We start from the raw sequence: 18431 nt of genomic DNA, 5'->3' as shown, positions 1-18431 counted from the left end.
TTTCCTGTAACAGCACCATCCTCACTTATTTGAGATGGTGTTTTTTGTTTTTCTTTCCGGTAACTACAGGAATACTTAGGGACTTATATATTTTTACACCTTTCCTAAATTACGAATAAAAAATGGATGAAAGAAGGAATTTGTAATGGAAACGATTGTTCAAAAATTCGGTGGTACTTCTGTCGGAAGTATCCAGCGCATTCAACATGTAGCAAATTTAATTATTGAAGAATATGAACGAGGGAACGGTGTTGTTACAGTTGTCTCCGCCATGGGGAAAAGTACAGATGAACTTGTTGCACTCGCTACCGCTATTACTGAAAATCCGAGTAAACGCGAAATGGACATGCTTCTTACAACTGGCGAACAAGTAACCATTTCCTTATTAACAATGGCATTGCAAGCAAAAGGATATCAAGCTATTTCACTAACGGGTTGGCAAGCTGGTATTACAACTGAATCTGTACACGGAAGTGCAAGAATCACTAATATTAACACAGAACGTATTCAATCCTATTTACAAGAAGGTACGATTGTAATCGTTGCTGGCTTCCAAGGATTAAGTGGAGAGAACGAGATTACTACACTTGGCCGAGGCGGTTCTGATACAACTGCTGTCGCATTAGCAGCTGCGCTGAAAGCGAAAAAATGTGATATTTATACGGACGTCACAGGCGTTTACACAACTGATCCACGTGTTGTAAAAGACGCATATAAATTAGATGAAATTTCTTATGATGAAATGTTAGAACTCGCAAATCTTGGAGCTGGTGTACTGCACCCACGCGCTGTTGAATTTGCAAAAAATCATAACGTCGTTTTAGAAGTTCGTTCAAGCATGGAACAAGAAAATGGAACAATTGTAAGGGGAGAATGTAACATGGAACAACAATCAGTGGTAAAAGGTATTGCATTTGAAGATAACATTACACGTGTAACAATGAAAGGGTTAGAACAAGAATCACTTTCAACTGTTTTCTCTACACTAGCTACAGCTCATATTAATGTTGATATTATTATTCAAAGTATTACAAATGAAGGTACTGTACATCTATCCTTCTCTATTCATTCGAATGATTTAAGAGAAACACTCGAAGTATTAGAACAAAATCAAGAAACGCTTCATTATGAATCTGTAGAATATGAAAACCACCTAGCTAAAGTATCTATTGTAGGTTCAGGCATGGTATCAAATCCTGGTGTTGCGGCTAGCATGTTTTCTACATTAAAAGAAGAAAATATTCATATTAAAATGGTAAGTACATCTGAAATTAAAGTATCTGTTGTCATTGATCGCCTCCATTTAGTAGATGGTGTAGAAGCACTTCATCAATCATTTATGGCAAAAATTGATCCTATGGTACAAATGAATTAATTTCGAAAATAACAACAAGGAATCTTTCTTTGTTGTTATTTTTTTATCTAGTAAAATAGTATTATGTTACACTATTACATGTGAAATATTTTCCAAATATCTTTTGAATAGATTCAAAAAAACATGTAAAGGTGGATCCGTAGTGAGAACAGAAAAAATACTTTTAGTAGATGATGAACAAGGCATACTAGATATGTTAGTACTTACACTAAAAAAAGAAAACTTCTCTCATATAACAACCGCTATCAATGGAGCTGAAACGTTACATCTTATTAAAAATCATTCATTTGATATTATCTTACTTGATGTGATGCTACCTGATATTGATGGGTTTGAACTATGTAGACAAATACGCAACTATACAAATACTCCCATTTTATTTGTAACAGCGCGCTCTAGCGATTTAGACAAATTAACCGGACTAGGAATCGGCGGAGATGATTACATAACAAAACCTTTTAATCCTTTAGAAGTTGCTGCACGTATTAACGTCCAATTACGAAGACAACATATGACACAAGAACCAAACAATGGAGAAAAATTAAACCTACATTTTAGATCCTTTTCTCTATATCCTAGCGAAGGATTGATAACAGTAAACAACGAACCTGTACATTGTACTGCTAAGGAACTAGAATTACTCACTTTCCTCTGTACACATCCAAACCGAATTTTTACCGCTGAACAATTGTACGAACAAGTATGGGGATTGACTTCTATAGGTGATGATAAAACAGTCGTCATGCATATCTCTAAATTACGTAAAAAAATAGAAGAAAACCCTAAATTGCCTACATACATTGTCAATTTAAGAGGGATTGGTTATAAATTTATCCCGCATACGAAGGAGCAATAATATGAAAATCGGTTTCAGATTAGGCTTCCATTTTATTCGCAGTTTATGTATCGGTACTTTTTTTATGGGTATTTTTATGGCAATCTTTATGGAAGGCATACTCCCTCTTATAGGAATAGGAAAAGATGACAAGGATACAGAAGCTCTTATCGTTTTTTCCCTCTTTATATGTACGCTTCTTATCGGTGCCATTATATATGGGTGGCATATTAGTAGGCCTCTCTTCCGGATGATTTCTTGGATTAACCAACTAGCAGAAGGATCATACGTGACGCCAGCAAACACAAAACAAATGTATAAGAAAAAAACAGGGAAATTAAAAGGGCCATACCGCCTATATAAAGACGTCTTTCTAAATATAGAGCACTTAACAAATAGATTACGAGAAATAGAAACTGAACGTGAACAACTTGAGAAAATGAAACGGGAATGGATGGCAGGAATCTCTCATGACCTCAAAACACCTCTTACTTATATTACAGGATACAGTGCACTTATGTTATCACCAGATCATACTTGGAGTCATGAAGAAAAAGAAAAGTTTTTGCAAGAAATTCAGCAAAAAGGCGATCACATGAAAGAGTTAATCGAAGACTTAAACCTTTCCTTTCGCCTTCAAGATTCACAGATTCCATTAAAAAAAGAAGAAATAAACATCGTTGAATTTACAAGAAGGCTAATAGCTGATATAACAAATGATCCACGCTCTCAGCAGTATCATTTTAGTTTTGAATCAAGCAATACAAACATAATAATTCCAATTGATACAAAATTATTCCACCGTTCTTTACAAAACTTGTTTATGAACGCTGTTTTACACAATCCTCCAGAGACAAGCATTCATACCTCTATTCTATTACAAGAAGACATACATATTATAATAGAAGATACTGGAGCCGGCATGGATGAATTAACCGTTCAAAACTTATTTAAGCAATACTATCGTGGGACGACTACAAATGTTTCAAATGAAGGAACAGGACTCGGGATGGCAATTGCTCATAAAATTATAACAGCACACGGCGGGACAATTCATGTTACGAGTGAAATCGGTACAGGCTCAAAGATTCACATCATACTCTCAAATCACTAGTCTTCTTTTGAGATTGTCTACATGAAATGAAACTTTCTTCTTTACATAAAAAAACCAATTTCTCCTTTTATAGAGGAGAAATTGGTTTTTTACTTTTTACAAAACTCTTGTATCAGTAGCTTATTTTCAGCTTCCAAAAAAGATACCTACTAGAGAATAGATAATAATTGTGGAAAATAAAATCGTCATATGGAACAGAGAAAAAATAAACAATGATTTTGCCCATTTCTCTGAATCCATTTTTCTATAACCATAAATACTTAAAGCAAGCCATAGTATGCTTAAAAGAAGTGCTACTAACATAAGACCAATACTTAATGACCCTAAAAGAATACTGATAATGATTAAAATCATTAAATACACGTTCGTTTGTATATATGTTCTTTTAACACCTTTTACTACTGGAAGCATCGGAACATTTGCAGCTTTATACTCATCATGTTTACGAATGGCTATCGCATAGAAATGAGGCATTTGCCAAATAATCATAATGATAAAAAGACCAATGATAGCTGGATGCGTGATATCCGGATATATAGCAGCCCAACCGATAAGCGGTGGCATTGCTCCTGAAATACTTCCTATCTCCGTATTGTAAATCGTTCTTCTTTTGCTCCACATTGTATATGGTACAACGTACAAAAATAAACCTAAAAAACCTAATAACGCCGCTAAATATGTCGTTAGCGCAAGAAATACTAACCCGGAGATTGTCATCAATATTCCAAGCCATAATACAGCTTTAAAACTGATTTCTCCCGTTACAGTCGGTCTTTTTTTTGTTCTCTCCATAATCGAATCAATATCACGATCATACAGATTATTAAATGCTCCTGCTGCTCCTATGATTAAAATTGAACCAATGAAAGCAAATATTATTTCTGGAATTTTTTCAAACGGGCTGATTTTATATTTATATAAAGCCAATGTCAATCCAGCAAACATCGGGACCAAATTCGATTTAATAATTCCAGTCTTCACAGTTTGGGCTATAATGTCCGATAACTGTCGTTTCGAATTTGTTAATTCTTTTTTTCTTCCCATGACACTCTGTACTCCTTTTCATCAGGCATTTCTACCACACATATAGTATTAACATACTCCTCGGTATATTAATACTATATGATATGCATGTCAAGAAAAAGAGAGTATACAGTGCACCATTGAAGGTTAATCTATGAAAATTAGAAAACCCTCTAGTAAATACAGGAAAAAGAGATTTATACAGCAAAAACTTATCCTAAATAGATGAATATCCGCTTCATACTCTCACTATTTATCACGCTTTAACGTAATCGTTCCTGTCATAGACTCCACTGTTAACTTTGCATCATTCTCTTGTCCAGTTCCTATACGCCCCTTTACTTTATGACTATTTCCTTTTTCAACAGATGAAAGTGAAAAATCATTTTCGATTTTCCCTGCCTGTGTCGACAAATCTACTTCAAGATTCTCCGGCTCTTTTTCCAGTTTTATATGTATATGGGATGATTCAGTCTTTATTTTGCTTTCATTTTTAACACTGAAAGCCGTTGTTACATTAATTTCCCCAGTATTGGTTTGAATATCGAAGCTCCCCTCCACTTCTTGTAACGTAATCCCTCCTGATTCAGAAACTCCTTCCATCTGGTCTCCTTTATAATTTTTTATTGTCATATCACTTGAATCACTATATAAATCCAATTTTTTAGATGCCATATTTTCACCTATTACTTCACCTGATTCTGTTTCAACATCTATTTTTTTATATATTTTTTTAGGAAGGTATATTTGCACAGTTGCTGTTTTCAAATTTACAATTGATGGAGCATTTTCTATAATAATCTCTAATTTGTCTCCATCCGCTTTCACTTTCACACCTTCCGTATCTCCTGTATCAATCTTAATATTCTTTTCTACTGTAGAGTAAAGTTTAATGTTTTCTCCTACAGTTTTTACATAAATCTCATTTATATGTTCCGCGTCGAACTGTTTGGTATCTGCTAATTCATTCTCTTTTGTACCGCATGCTACAAGACTTACTATCATTAGACTTATACATAAAAACATATATCGTTTCCCTTTCATAACCTTCATCCCCCCCTCTTAACTACCTTACTTATACAATAACCGCAAACTCCCCATTCGCTGCAACTGTCCAATTAGAGCGATACATAACAATAAAATAGATAACGTAATATACAAGACCACATTTGATGTTGATATTGCTAGGAAATCTACATATGGGAGATGATTGATTGGGCCTAAGTACCATAAAAATATATACAATACTTCAAATAATTTACGCGTCTGACTCCATACTCCAAGTGTCAATGCGAACGTTGGAATAAATACAATACCGCTAAGCCAAGAAAGCAGAGATGAAATATCTTCCATTACTATCAATTGAACAATAACACCACTAGAAATAATAAGACCCACTATAATACCCGAGATCCATGTTGCAAAAAACTTATAAAGTGGAGAACAACTCGACATAATAATTTGATCTGTACCATATTGTTTTTCTCTTGTCATCATCTGCGACCAAATTGCAATAGGCCAAATTAGAATGATAGATAGCCACTCTCTTGCTATATGTACTGGATATATCAACCCAAATGCTATAAGTCCAGCAGCAATAACGTACCACCAAACTGTAAATCCTTTTAACATAATAGATAACTCCGCTTTGATTAATAGAAACATGTTTATTCCTCTTGTCTTCTTAATCGTAGTAAGTATAAAACTGTCCAGACTTTGCTCATTCACAATGATAGACTGCTGTTTCTTCTCAAACTCTTCTTCCTTTCCCTTCACTTTAGAACATATACGAAATCTATTAAAAATAAGAGAAGTAATCCAAATGAATAAAAGTGCCACTCCAAGCCAAGTCAAACTTACGACAAACATTCCGGGATTCCAATCTACTCCATTCCAATCAAATGTTTGTATCGTTCCCTCGGTAGGGTTATAACCAAATCCTCCCCCGCCATTTCCTTTTAAAAATCCATACTCGCTAACCGCATCCTGTATCATATCTGAACGAATCATTCCTAAACCAAATACATCCAAATAGCGATTTGGTACTTCAAAAGACAAAATCGCTAATAACACCCATAAGAAAAAGAATACGATATTACCAATCACACCATTCAAACCAGGAAATACATCAAAAAAGGTTGTTAACGCTGCAAGAAGAAAAAGTGAAGGAAACACAATATAAATAAGTGGGTACAAATAACCACCTAATTGAAATGAAAGATCTTCTCCACGTATAAATTGCATTGCGATAAAAGCAACAATTAATACCATCTCAATCACTACTAATACAATAAAATTAGAAATTGTTTTCCTAAAAATATATCGGAAATTGCTTATCGGTGAAGCAGCAATTAATTGCCCAACGCCTAATCGCTGTTCGTCTGAAATTTGGCTCCTTAATACATAAAAACCGAGTAACCAAATAAATAAAGCAGATGTCATCGCCCCCATACCACCGAGCCAATTTGAATTATAAATCCCTCTCACTCCGCCAAGATAAAACACTTCATATCCCGCTGAAGCTGCCGGTACACAGGCATATCCAAAAAGGATCGTTACGCCGATTACAATTAAAAAGGAATAACTTCTCATTTGTTTTCTAACATTATTTTTAATAACGTAAAATAGATTATATACATTGTTCAATGCGGATTCCTCCCTTCGCAGAAACATAATACAAATAAGCATCTTCTAAAGAAGCTGGGATCATACGCGCCGCCTTACTAGGAGCATGAACTGAAATAATTCGAGCATGAATGCCATCAGGCCGATGAACAGCACCACTTACTATGTATTTTTTTTGAACATGGTGTAGTTCTGAAGCTGGGATCACCTCTTCCCAAACCTTTCCCTCAACACGTTTTAATAATTGTTCTGGTTTCATATGAGCTAATACATTTCCTTTTGATAGTAAAGCAATGTTCGTCGCACTGGATTCAATATCTGTTACAATATGCGTTGATAAAATAACAATTCTATCTGTAGAAAGAGTTGACAATAAATTTCGAAATCTAATTCTTTCCTCAGGATCCAATCCTACTGTTGGCTCATCTACAATTAATAATTTTGGATCATTTAATAAAGCTTGCGCAATGCCAACTCTTTGTCGCATTCCTCCAGAATAGCTACCTAATAGTCGTTTTCTATCGTTCGTTAAATTCAGCGCTTCAAGTAGTTCATTAATTCGCTTCTTTGAAGAGTTCATAGCTAAACCTTTCATCGCTGCGATATACTCTAAAAACTCCACCGCATTCATATTTGGATATACCCCAAAATCTTGTGGTAAATAACCAAGCTGTGAACGTAACAACTTTGGTTTCTTTTGAATGTTTTCCCCATTCCACATCACACTACCATTCGTCGGTTGTTCAATTGTTGCTAATATACGCATAAGGGTAGATTTCCCCGCTCCGTTTGGTCCTAAAAGTCCTAATACACCAGGCTTTACATGTAAACTACAATCTTGCAACACTACTTTCCCGCCGTACCTTTTCTGTACATGTTCAATGATTAATTCCATTACATTTCCTCCTCACTTTATGAAAACGAATGTTTCTCTAGTTTTCATTGTAAGGAACGAAAGTAAAATCTAAGTAAAATAAAAGGAAAATCGAGGATATAAATTACCCTCGATTTTCCTCCATTGTTCATGAATATGTCACTGCTAAGACTATGTAAACTACACTATATATAGAAGTAAGAAGAATACACATTGAATGATTCAAACATCTCTTCACAACACTTGCATCACTAAATCCTCATTTAATAATAAAAGGTATGCCTCGTATAAAGATATGAGAAATAAGGGAGGAACTAAAAATGGAGATGATTGAAAGATATATTTACGCAGCCACAAAAAATGTACCACCATCCGATCGCAAAGATGTTTCCAAAAAACTACGAAATGTAATTGACACAGAGTTAACAAAATACGTACAAGAAAAAGAAGTTACAAACAACGATATAGAAAAAGTCCTTCTAGAATTAGGACCTCCCAATCTTGTAGTAAAAACATATCACCGTTCAAAACGATATTTGATTAGCCCAGAATTATTTGAACTTTACGCTTCACTTTTAAAGATTGTACTACTTTCCATCTTCCTAGCTTTTAGCGTCATACTCACAATTCAGATCATATTAGACCCAAGTAACCTCCTCAAACACTCTATAGACTATATAACCTCTCTCATTACAACTGGTGTTCAAGGGTTTGCATGGGTAACAATCGGATTTGCCTTACTAGATTACCGAAAAACTTCATCTAAAGATATACAAAAAGCTCTTCATACTAATTGGAGACCTCAAGATCTTCCTTTACTCCCAGAAACTAAAAAACAAATCAATCGCACCGAGCCCATAGTCGGAATTGTTTTTTCTATTCTTTTCATTCTACTCTTTCTCTTTGCCAATCAATTTATCGGTATTTTTATACTACAAGAAAACGCAACACTCATGATTATCCCATTTTTCAATCCAGAAACATTCGCTTTCTACCTTCCATTTATTTTTCTCATATTAGGAATCGGCATTCTCAAAGAATGTTTGAAGCTGATAATTGGAAAATGGACAAAAAGATTAGCACTCTACAACTTACTACTAAACGCTCTGTCATTAAGTATTGTTTTACTCCTTGTTCAATTTACAAATCAACCTTTTTGGAACACACATTTTATGACCGAACTTGCACAATCACAAAGCGAAGCATATGAAACAATCAAAATGATATGGAATTTTCCTAAGCAATATGCATTGCCTATCTTCATTTCCGCTACACTATTAGACATTGGAATGGGGCTCTATAAAGCTTATAAAAAATAGATTTAGCTTTTTCCTTATAAGAGAAAAACCTTCTAAATAGAACCACAATTCTACTTAGAAGGTTTTCTGTTTTCCTTAAAACAAATGAATGTTTTCCTTCTTGCAAGCTTCACGCATGTCATCAGGCCATACGGAAGTTTGAACTTCACCAATGTGTGCTTTACGTAAGAAGTACATGCACATTCTTGATTGTCCGATGCCACCACCAATTGTAAGCGGGAGTACATCTTCTAAAATACCTTTATGGAAGTCATAATCGCGTTTGAAATCTTCACCCTTCTTTGTTAGCTGCTCATCAAGCGATTTACTATCAACGCGAATTCCCATTGATGACAGTTCAAATGAAGATTGCAATACTGGATGCCAGAATAAGATGTCACCGTTTAATTTCCAATCGTCATAATCTGATGCACGCCCATCATGTTTTTCACCTGAGCGAAGCGCATCACCAATTCCGATAATAAAGACTGCACCGTGCTCTTTCGCAATTGCATGCTCACGATCCTTCGGCGTTAACTCTGGATATTTATCTTCTAATTCTTGTGATGTAATAAATACAATATCTTCTGGTAAATACTTGCCAAGAAACGGATATTTTTCAAATAGATGATCTTCTAAATCTTTGAATATTCCATAAATTGTTCGTACTGTTTCTTGTAAGTAATCTACTGTACGCCATTCTTTTTGAACAATTTTTTCCCAATCCCATTGGTCAACATATATCGAATGCGTCGCATCAAGTTCCTCATCACGGCGAATCGCGTTCATGTTTGTATATAAACCTTCACCAGCTTCATAACCATATTCATGTAATGCAAGTCGTTTCCATTTGGCTAGTGAATGAACAATTTCTAATTCTTCTCCTGAATGAAGCATATCAAATTCAATTGGTCGTTCTACACCGTTTAAATGATCGTTTAAACCTGATTTTTTCGTTACGAATAGTGGTGCAGATACGCGGAATAGTCCAAGGCGCTTTGCTAATTGATCCTCAAAAAATGTTTTAACGTCCTTGATTGCGATTTGTGTCTCTCTTACTGTCATTAATGATTGATACATGGTGGTTTCCTCCTAAAATGTTTGGATGTAGTGAAAAGAAGCCAACCAAAAAAGCCCTTCTTTCCCAAAAAAACTGGGACGAAAGGCTTTGGTTCCGCGGTACCACCCAAATTAGCAACAGAGGTTGCTCACTTATTCAGTACGGAGATTAGAAAAATCTCGATACTGTTCTTCTTGTAACGGCGAAGTTCCCGGCTAAGTCTACTTTCCTCTACAGGATTTCGGTTAGCGACTCCAGGAGGTTCTTCATAACAGGCTTCGTATCAGGCTCACACCACCCCTGACTCGCTTTGACTACGTCCTACTACTACTCGTCCTTTCACAGTCGTTTTGTTGTCACATCTCTGAAACATTTTATTAATGATTATTCTATACAAAAAAATGAGAAAGTCAACAAAAATTTTAAAATTTTTTCAATTCTTTATTTTAGTTCTTTAGCGATTCTTTTGTAGCTTTGATTTAAAAAAAACTTCACCTAAAGTAACCAACATATATATGACAAGCAGGGTAAGCGTCCGAAAAACCGGATCCATTGTATTTCTCATCATTTTCATTTCCTTTGTAATTCTTTTCATATGTATATCATTCTACAACTCGAAGAAATCTATGCAAATTTTGATCATGATCCCATAATATATCAAATTACTGCCGATTTTATGATATACTATATTATTCAGCTGTTTGTTCTAATTCCATAACAAATAGGAACTAACATGGTCATAGATCGAGATTATATTTCAAAGACATTGACTGCTATTAAAGTAGATTTTTTATACAATCGTAACGGAGTGATAATATGAGTAAAACGAAAGCAAAACCTAAAAAAGGTATCGGTCAAGGAACAGGAAGTAAAGGCTGGAACCGTTGGCAATCTAGTGCTAAGAAAAAGAAAAATGCGAAGCCTTATAAAAGTAAAGGTACAAAAAATAACTAAAAACCCTCGTGAAAAGTACGTGTAAATCATATTTTTGAAATACAGCCATGGTTTAACTCTACGTATAATGTAATGATGTAAAAAGCTGCTTCGTATTTAACAAGCAGCTTTTTGCATTTCATCCTTCTTTTTCTGTAACTGGTTTCATATATTTGACGTTCCGCTAGAAAACGCTTACGTAATCGTTTTCATCCTATACAATAAAGCTATCAAATCCTAAGAGGTGGCAAAAATGATTACAAAAGATTTAAACGTCAATAGACGATTATTGAATAGCATTGAAACAAAGAAAGAGGGCGAGATCGTATGAAAAAATCACCTACTAATCCATGGCTTATTGTTCTCGGTACAGTCATTGTACAAATGGGACTTGGAACGATATATACATGGAGCTTATTCAATCAGCCTTTAGTGAGTAAATACGGATGGAGTCTTAACGCTGTTGCTATAACCTTCTCAATCACTAGCCTTTCCTTAGCATTCTCAACTTTGTTTGCTAGTAAATTACAAGAAAAATGGGGACTTCGTAAGCTTATTATGTTCTCTGGGTTAGCATTAGGAATCGGATTAGTGCTTAGTTCACAAGCTTCTTCATTAATCATGCTTTATGTATTAGCAGGTTTTGTTGTCGGTTATGCAGATGGTACAGCATATATTACTTCACTATCTAACTTAATAAAATGGTTTCCAAAGCGTAAAGGTTTAATTGCCGGTATATCTGTCTCTGCATATGGTACAGGTAGCTTAATATTTAAATACATTAATGCAAAATTAATTGATTCAGTTGGTGTATCGCAAGCATTTATATACTGGGGTGTAATTGTTACAACTATGATCGTGCTTGGTGCTTGTTTGATCCGTCAAGCATCTGAACAAAGTGCGGCTCATGCAACAAATAGTCAAGACTATACAACAAAAGAAATGCTACGCACAAAAGAAGTGTATCTGTTATTCATTATGCTATTCGCATCATGTATGAGTGGTCTATACTTAATTGGTATGGTAAAAGACATTGGTGTTCAACTTGTAGGGCTTAGTGCAGCAACAGCAGCTAATGCTGTCGCTATGGTTGCAATCTTCAATACGCTCGGTCGAATCATTCTAGGACCGTTATCAGATAAAATCGGCCGTTTAAAAATTGTTACTGCAACATTTATCGTGATGGCTACATCTGTCTTCGTTCTCAGCTTTGTAGATTTAAATTATGGCATTTATTTCGTCTGTGTAGCAAGTGTTGCGTTTTGCTTCGGTGGAAATATCACTATCTTCCCAGCTATCGTTGGTGATTTCTTCGGTATGAAACACCATAGCAAAAACTACGGAATTGTGTATCAAGGCTTCGGTTTTGGAGCACTCGCAGGTTCCTTTATCGGTGCACTTTTGGGTGGATTCAAACCTACTTTCATGGTAATTGGCGTATTGTGTGTCGTTTCACTTATTATCGCTATTTTCATTCAAGCACCTAAACAGCAAAAAGAAACACAAGAAAATTATCGCAGCGCGGCGTAAGCATTCCAAATTTTCATTTCATAAAAAAAAGCGATTCTTTCATCAATAAGAAAGAATCGCTTTTTTTACTATGTTAAATCATAAGAATTTCCCTAATCTCTTCTTCCGTAATAGAGGAGAATTTTTCTTGCCCCGGCTCAATCACTTCTGCAATTAAATGCTTCTTACTCTCTTGTAGCTCATTCATTTTTTCTTCAATTGTGCCATGTGCTACTAATTTGATTACTTGTACAGTATTCTTTTGCCCCATTCGATAAGCACGATCTGCGGCTTGTTGTTCGACCGCAGGATTCCACCATAAATCGTATAATATAACAGTATCAGCCCCAGTTAAATTCAGCCCTGTACCACCTGCCTTTAAAGAGATGAGAAATAAATCGCCTTCCCCCTCATTAAATCGATTGCACAGTTCTACGCGCTCAGCTGACGGCGTATTCCCATCTAAATAGAAATATGGTATAGCTTGACGATTCAATTCACGTCCAATAATGGAAAGCATCTTCGTAAATTGCGAAAAGATCAGAATTCTTTTCCCCGTACTTCTGCATTCCTCTACAATTTCGAGTAGTTGTTCAAACTTAGCTGAACTTCCTTTGTAATCATCTACAAACAAACCTGGGTGACAACAAATTTGTCGAAGTCTCGTCAACCCGGCTAAGATTCTAATTTTATTTTTGCGCAATGTATCTTTATCTAAATGCTTTAATGTTTCTTCTCTCAATTTTGCTAAATATGCTGCATATAATTTTTTCTGCTCTGGAAGTAGTTCTGAAGACTGTAAGTGCTCAATTTTCTCTGGCAATTCTTTTAACACATCTTCTTTTAAGCGACGTAATACAAACGGTTTTACCCGTTTTGCAATATTTTCACGCCTTAAATCTCCAAACTCTTTTCTTCCTGGTAACAATTCTGGAAAGACTACATGAAAAATAGACCAAAGCTCTTCTAATGAATTTTCTACCGGCGTTCCAGTCAATCCAAAACGATACTTTGCTTGAATCGTTTTCACTGCCTTTGCAGTTTGCGTCGTATGATTTTTAAAGGCTTGCGCCTCATCAAGAAATAACGTATGAAACGGCTGTGCATATTGCCTTACATCTCTTCGTAACAAAGGATATGACGTAATCATGACGTCATACTTTGTAGTATCTTTTAAAATCTTTCTCCGTTCAGTTTGATTCCCATCCACAATAACAGCTCGTATATGCGGGGAAAATCTCTTTATTTCACTAAGCCAGTTATACACTAAAGAAGAAGGAGATACGACTAATGCAGGTAGCTTCTTCTCTCGAATTTCATGTAAAACCGAAGCAATAAAAGCAATACTTTGCAATGTTTTCCCAAGTCCCATATCATCTGCTAAAATACCGCCAAATCGATAATGTGCAAGTGTTTTCATCCATTCGAATCCATCTTTTTGATACTCTCTAAGTACTGGAACTAAACTGTCTGGTACAGTGAATTCCATATTTTTAGGGTTTCGAATATTCTCCATTAATTCTTGAACGGATTGATCTAAACTAAGAACATTTCCTTCTTGAAGCGAACTCATCCATTTCACACTTCGTACGAGAGGTACATTCACTTCTTCTCCTTTTAGAATTTCTTTTCGAATACCCGATTCCTTTATAAACTGATTCACTTCATTAAATTCCTTGCTCTCTAACGATAGTAAGGAACCGTTTGCTAATCGATAATATTTACGTTTTTCCTCAAGCGCTACCAATACACCTTTAATCTCAGCTTCAGGTATCCCTTTTATATCAAAGCGAAATGCTAACCAATCAATTCGTTCTTTCCGCCTTACTCTTATAAGAGGTCCACTGTTCCCTCGATGAATACGCAACTTAATAGCTGTAGTTGCGTAAATATCAAGCATATTTTTTAATTTTGGAACAACGTGGTATAAGAAATTGTATTCTGCTTCCTCATTGTGCATGAAATAACCGCCTTCAGTTTTTGCAAAGGCGCTATCATTCATAATTTCTAAAATTTCTCGTTCTTTTTTCTCGTCCCGATTAAAAACGGAAGGTTGTCCATCCTCTTCTAACGGATTAATAACGACATTTCCATATTGAAATTCTAACCCTGCTAGTAATCGATTTTTAACTCGATCTAAAAATAATTTTGCTTTCAAAGGAGCTGTTTCAACGCGTTCCGATATAACCTCATCAATTCGTACATTTCCTAGCTTCATTAAACCTGGTACTACTTTCGCTACAAAATGCTCCATTTTCTCAGAAGAAATATGAAATTGATTACTGCCAGAACGATTCATCATTCTTTTTAATTCAATGAGTCGATTGCAATCTTCTATATTTAATTGATATAACTTTCCTTCAAAAAGAGCATAACCGTATGTATCCATGACTTGAACTTGTTGTAATCCATCAATCTGAAGCGTATATCCTCCGTTTACACCTTTATTAAACTCAAAAGTTAAAGGCAACAGCCCTTTTGAGATATGGACACCATGAAATGATTTGCCATCATGTTGTAGTATTACAAATGAAGTATTAGAAAGTAGAGAAAGCATCTCCTTCCAAGAAGCTGGTGGAATTAAGATTATACTTTCATCTTGTTCAAAATTCATTTGCAACGATTCTACATACATTTTTTCATTCCGATACATTTGAATCAACAGTTGAATAACAGCATCTGTTTCCTGTTGAAAGCTGTAGACCTCTGGTGTGTAAGTAAAATCATTTGAACATATGAAGGAGTCTCTCTGCTCCACTCTATTAAGAAACTCTCTAAGCTTATATACAGTGTATAACTTCTCTAACTTTACTTGAATACCAAACAGCGCTCCTCCGTTTTGAGAAGATACTGGAATACCAATAAACTCCACATCAAGAATTTTTCGCGTATCAAATCGGTGCTGCTTACTTTTAGGTCGCAGTGGCTTTTCATCAAATAAATCCAACATACCACTCGCTAGTTGAGTATCTTTAGCGTTTATCGGGTCTTTTTTTAAAGCATCTTCTAACGATTGTCCACTTCGTTGAAAATTATTTATGTATAATAATGCAGCTGCAATATGTTGACAATATGTATGAAAAGAAGCAAGTGAAGGACAACTGCATTTCCCAACAATATCGCCATTATTAGCAGTTTCTATCGTGACATAGAAATCTCCGTTTCCTTTCACTGTCGCTTCGCAAATATTTCTCTTTGCATCATAAGTAGTAATAGCTACCTTGTTTGTCTTACAATAAGCCTCACCTTTTTTATATGAGGTTTCTCCACACAACTGTTTCATTATTGTTTTATTTAATATAAAACTCATTATTTAGGCCCTTCCTTAAAACTCAAAAATTATATTCCCAAAACATTAGCATACAAGCTTGTAAAGCGTTTGTATCTACTCCTATACAACATTTTACATGTATATATATCAATAGCAAATCCTCAAAATACCGATCAGTGTCATAATAAAAAAATAAACCCGTAAATCAAAAGAAACTACTATGCGAGGACATCTGTAGTTTCTTTTTACATGTTCTATTCTAATTCCATCAATCGCTTTGCCTCAAAATACAACACTTGAATAAACTTCTTCGTATTAATTCTCGTATGCCCTGATGCTGTTATCTCTTCCTTCGTCAGTTCTGTCATACGCTTACGAACAATTGTAAAATCAAAAAACTTCGGTGCATAACTTTCAAACTTCGGATTCGAAAAATCTGTTAAACCAAGGGAAGCGAGATGGTTCAGAGATTGATAAATTGCTCGGCGCACTCTTTGTTCTGAAGCCTTTCTTTCTTTATCAATTTCTACTTCCAAAGCACTTTCTCCTAATTTCTTAACTGTTATGTGTTGAAAAATATCTTTCAACACCGGAAAACCATATTCAAAAGTTTTTTCTTTTTCTTGACCTAATAAATATTCAAGCATACTAAGTAAATCCTTACTTCCATTCTCTCCCGCGATTCCAAGCTCCGATAATAAGTAACGACCTGAGTCCGCTATTTTTTTCTCTTCTTGCACTGGTTCATTTCGAACTTGTGGTTGTTCCCATTGAAACACATTATTCAATGATTTTTGAATATCTTGTATCGATCGTTCTAACCGAATGCGTTCTATCACTTTTCGCACGACAGATACAACTTCAATTTTATTTAATGGTTTTGTAATATAATATTCAACACCTAGAGAATACGCTTCTCCAATTAATTGTTTCGATTCAACTTGAGAAATCATAATTACCTTTCCTGTAAACGCAGGTAGAATATGACGTACCGTTTCAATTCCATCACGCATTGGCATTAATAAATCAATAAATAAAATATCTACCTTTTTAAAATTCAACTGATCCACTTCTATACAAGCACCGTCTTCTGCTTCCCCCACAACTTCTCCAAGATCTTCATCTTCAATAATTTGTGATAACATAGAGCGGAATACTTCATCATCATCTACGATGTAATAAAACATCCTATCACCCTTCCCTGGTTAAACTAGACTCAGGTAACCATACGACAAACTTACATCCTTTTTCATTTTCTCTATCCTGAAGGATCACTTCTCCGCCTAGTTCTGTAACCATCTCTTTTATGTATGACAAACCTATTCCCGTTGATGGTGTCCCTGTCTGATCATACTTCGAAGTAAATCCCGGTTTAAATACTAACGCTTTATACTTTTGTGCAATACCAGGACCATTATCTATTACTTCAAACATTACATTTTCTTCTTGTTTATAAGCGTTTATTACAACCTCACCAACACCTTCTATTGCTTCTACAGCATTTGCCACTAAGTTATTTAAAATAGACAATACAGTATACACATGATACTCATTGTGCTCACCTTCCATGTTTTTAGAAAATGCTATTTCTTTTCCTAATAGCTGAGCGTACTTTTCATTGATCCTAACAATCATTTCCGTCAACTCATGACCTTCTATGTATTCAGAAAGATTTTTATCTAATAAAAGCTTTGATAATCCTGCAAAAATTCTTTGATTATCTTTTTTAATTTCGTGTACTTCCCCAGCAATTTTCAATACTTTTTTACTGTGCATTTCTATATCATTTGTATCATTACTAGCTTGTAAATTTCGATATAATTGATATGCTTCTTGTGTAATTAATTCTGCATTTTGAAGTGTCTTTTTTAAATGGACAGATTCCACATATAAAGTGGAAAGGTGCATCAACATCTTTTCATTTTCCTTCCGAACTTGCGCTTCTTTTAATTTCGTTTCATATAAACTCATCATATTTAAGAAACCAAGAGCAAAGAAACTTCGAAAAACAGCAATAATAATCAATTTATTTACTTCTGAAACCGTGATAGTTGTCCCCAGTATTAAAAAGTGATTAAACGCAAGTTCTGACATACTTGCTATAATTTCAATTGAAATACCCAAACATCCTATGATAAACGGTTTTTGATGAAATTTATTTACTCTACATAATGAAAATAGGCTACCATAAATAAAATAATAAAAGAAAACTGGATAACGCAAATAAAAAGACTCCGCTAAATCAAAGTTTCCTTGCAACATCCAATCCAGACTAATTCGAAATATAGCAACGGATAATCCAACGAGTAAACCTGCTATAGCACCCGGTACTTTCCGTAAAAATAATAGTAAGAAGAAAAAAATGGGGGTTCCAAAACTCACACGAAATGTATCATTAAATGGATGAAAATTCAGCTCTCCGGCTATCGGAACAACTAACACTAAAATGATTAAAAGGGACATATCTTTCTTCCATAATTGATTCCAATTCAAAGATGCCACTTCCTATTTATG

General features: G+C 34.9%; 14 protein-coding genes and 1 other annotated feature. Of the genes, 6 read left to right on the top strand and 8 right to left on the bottom strand.

The window, feature by feature from the left end; genetic code table 11:
- Positions 1-145: 145 nt before the first annotated feature.
- The 3 genes from CN373_RS01660 to CN373_RS01650 all read left to right on the top strand — a co-directional run bounded on the left by CN373_RS01660 (position 146) and on the right by CN373_RS01650 (position 3324).
- Positions 146-1375 (top strand): aspartate kinase, encoded by a 1230-nt coding sequence (locus CN373_RS01660; RefSeq protein WP_098358684.1) that lies wholly within the window; start codon positions 146-148, stop codon positions 1373-1375.
- A gap of 142 nt (positions 1376-1517) precedes the next feature.
- Positions 1518-2231, top strand: a complete 714-nt coding sequence (locus CN373_RS01655; protein WP_098358683.1) for a response regulator transcription factor — start codon at positions 1518-1520, stop codon at positions 2229-2231.
- 1 nt (position 2232) lies between these two features.
- On the top strand, positions 2233-3324 hold the full coding sequence (locus tag CN373_RS01650) for a sensor histidine kinase (RefSeq protein ID WP_098358682.1): 1092 nt from the start codon (positions 2233-2235) through the stop codon (positions 3322-3324).
- A gap of 126 nt (positions 3325-3450) precedes the next feature.
- On the opposite strand, the gene cyoE is transcribed toward CN373_RS01650, so the two are convergent.
- The 4 genes from cyoE to CN373_RS01630 all read right to left on the bottom strand — a co-directional run bounded on the left by cyoE (position 3451) and on the right by CN373_RS01630 (position 7867).
- Positions 3451-4368 (bottom strand): heme o synthase, encoded by a 918-nt coding sequence (cyoE, locus tag CN373_RS01645; protein WP_098358681.1) that lies wholly within the window; start codon positions 4366-4368, stop codon positions 3451-3453.
- 228 nt (positions 4369-4596) lie between these two features.
- A complete protein-coding gene (locus CN373_RS01640; RefSeq protein WP_033664426.1) occupies positions 4597-5400 on the bottom strand; it encodes a DUF4097 family beta strand repeat-containing protein in 804 nt (267 codons plus the stop codon).
- Between the two features lie 18 nt (positions 5401-5418).
- On the bottom strand, positions 5419-6939 hold the full coding sequence (locus CN373_RS01635) for a hypothetical protein (protein ID WP_098358723.1): 1521 nt from the start codon (positions 6937-6939) through the stop codon (positions 5419-5421).
- Positions 6940-6976: 37 nt separating this feature from the next.
- Positions 6977-7867, bottom strand: a complete 891-nt coding sequence (locus tag CN373_RS01630; protein WP_098358680.1) for an ABC transporter ATP-binding protein — start codon at positions 7865-7867, stop codon at positions 6977-6979.
- Positions 7868-8166: 299 nt separating this feature from the next.
- Here CN373_RS01630 and CN373_RS01625 point away from each other — a divergent pair, with 299 nt between their 5' ends.
- Positions 8167-9165, top strand: coding sequence for a hypothetical protein (locus tag CN373_RS01625; protein ID WP_098358679.1), 999 nt, complete (start codon positions 8167-8169; stop codon positions 9163-9165).
- Positions 9166-9240: 75 nt separating this feature from the next.
- On the opposite strand, the gene asnA is transcribed toward CN373_RS01625, so the two are convergent.
- Positions 9241-10224: an aspartate--ammonia ligase gene (gene asnA, locus CN373_RS01620; RefSeq protein ID WP_098358678.1), complete on the bottom strand. Its 984-nt coding sequence runs from the start codon at positions 10222-10224 to the stop codon at positions 9241-9243.
- A 71-nt stretch (positions 10225-10295) separates the two neighbouring features.
- Positions 10296-10556, bottom strand: a binding site (T-box leader).
- Positions 10557-11020: 464 nt separating this feature from the next.
- Between asnA and CN373_RS01610 the strand changes: the two genes are divergently transcribed.
- Both CN373_RS01610 and CN373_RS01605 read left to right on the top strand, forming a co-directional pair.
- Complete coding sequence (locus CN373_RS01610; RefSeq protein ID WP_000047586.1) at positions 11021-11158, top strand: DUF3934 domain-containing protein; 138 nt, start codon at positions 11021-11023, stop codon at positions 11156-11158.
- A gap of 306 nt (positions 11159-11464) precedes the next feature.
- Entirely contained in the window at positions 11465-12667 is a 1203-nt protein-coding gene (locus tag CN373_RS01605) for an L-lactate MFS transporter (protein WP_098358677.1), read from the top strand.
- Between the two features lie 73 nt (positions 12668-12740).
- Here CN373_RS01605 and CN373_RS01600 read toward each other — a convergent pair whose 3' ends face one another.
- The 3 genes from CN373_RS01600 to CN373_RS01590 all read right to left on the bottom strand — a co-directional run bounded on the left by CN373_RS01600 (position 12741) and on the right by CN373_RS01590 (position 18419).
- Positions 12741-15956 carry a DEAD/DEAH box helicase gene (locus tag CN373_RS01600; protein WP_098358676.1) on the bottom strand — a complete coding sequence of 1072 codons (3216 nt, stop codon included), beginning with the start codon at positions 15954-15956 and terminating at the stop codon, positions 12741-12743.
- A gap of 215 nt (positions 15957-16171) precedes the next feature.
- On the bottom strand, positions 16172-17104 hold the full coding sequence (locus tag CN373_RS01595) for a response regulator (RefSeq protein ID WP_098358675.1): 933 nt from the start codon (positions 17102-17104) through the stop codon (positions 16172-16174).
- Between the two features lie 4 nt (positions 17105-17108).
- Positions 17109-18419, bottom strand: a complete 1311-nt coding sequence (locus CN373_RS01590; RefSeq protein ID WP_098358674.1) for an ATP-binding protein — start codon at positions 18417-18419, stop codon at positions 17109-17111.
- Positions 18420-18431 lie beyond the last annotated feature (12 nt).

It is taken from the genome of Bacillus cereus (genome assembly GCF_002561295.1).
In the GTDB taxonomy this organism is placed as follows: domain Bacteria; phylum Bacillota; class Bacilli; order Bacillales; family Bacillaceae_G; genus Bacillus_A; species Bacillus_A cereus_S.
Note: the sequence above shows the minus strand (reverse complement) of the source record. Positions and strands in the feature narration are given on the sequence as shown.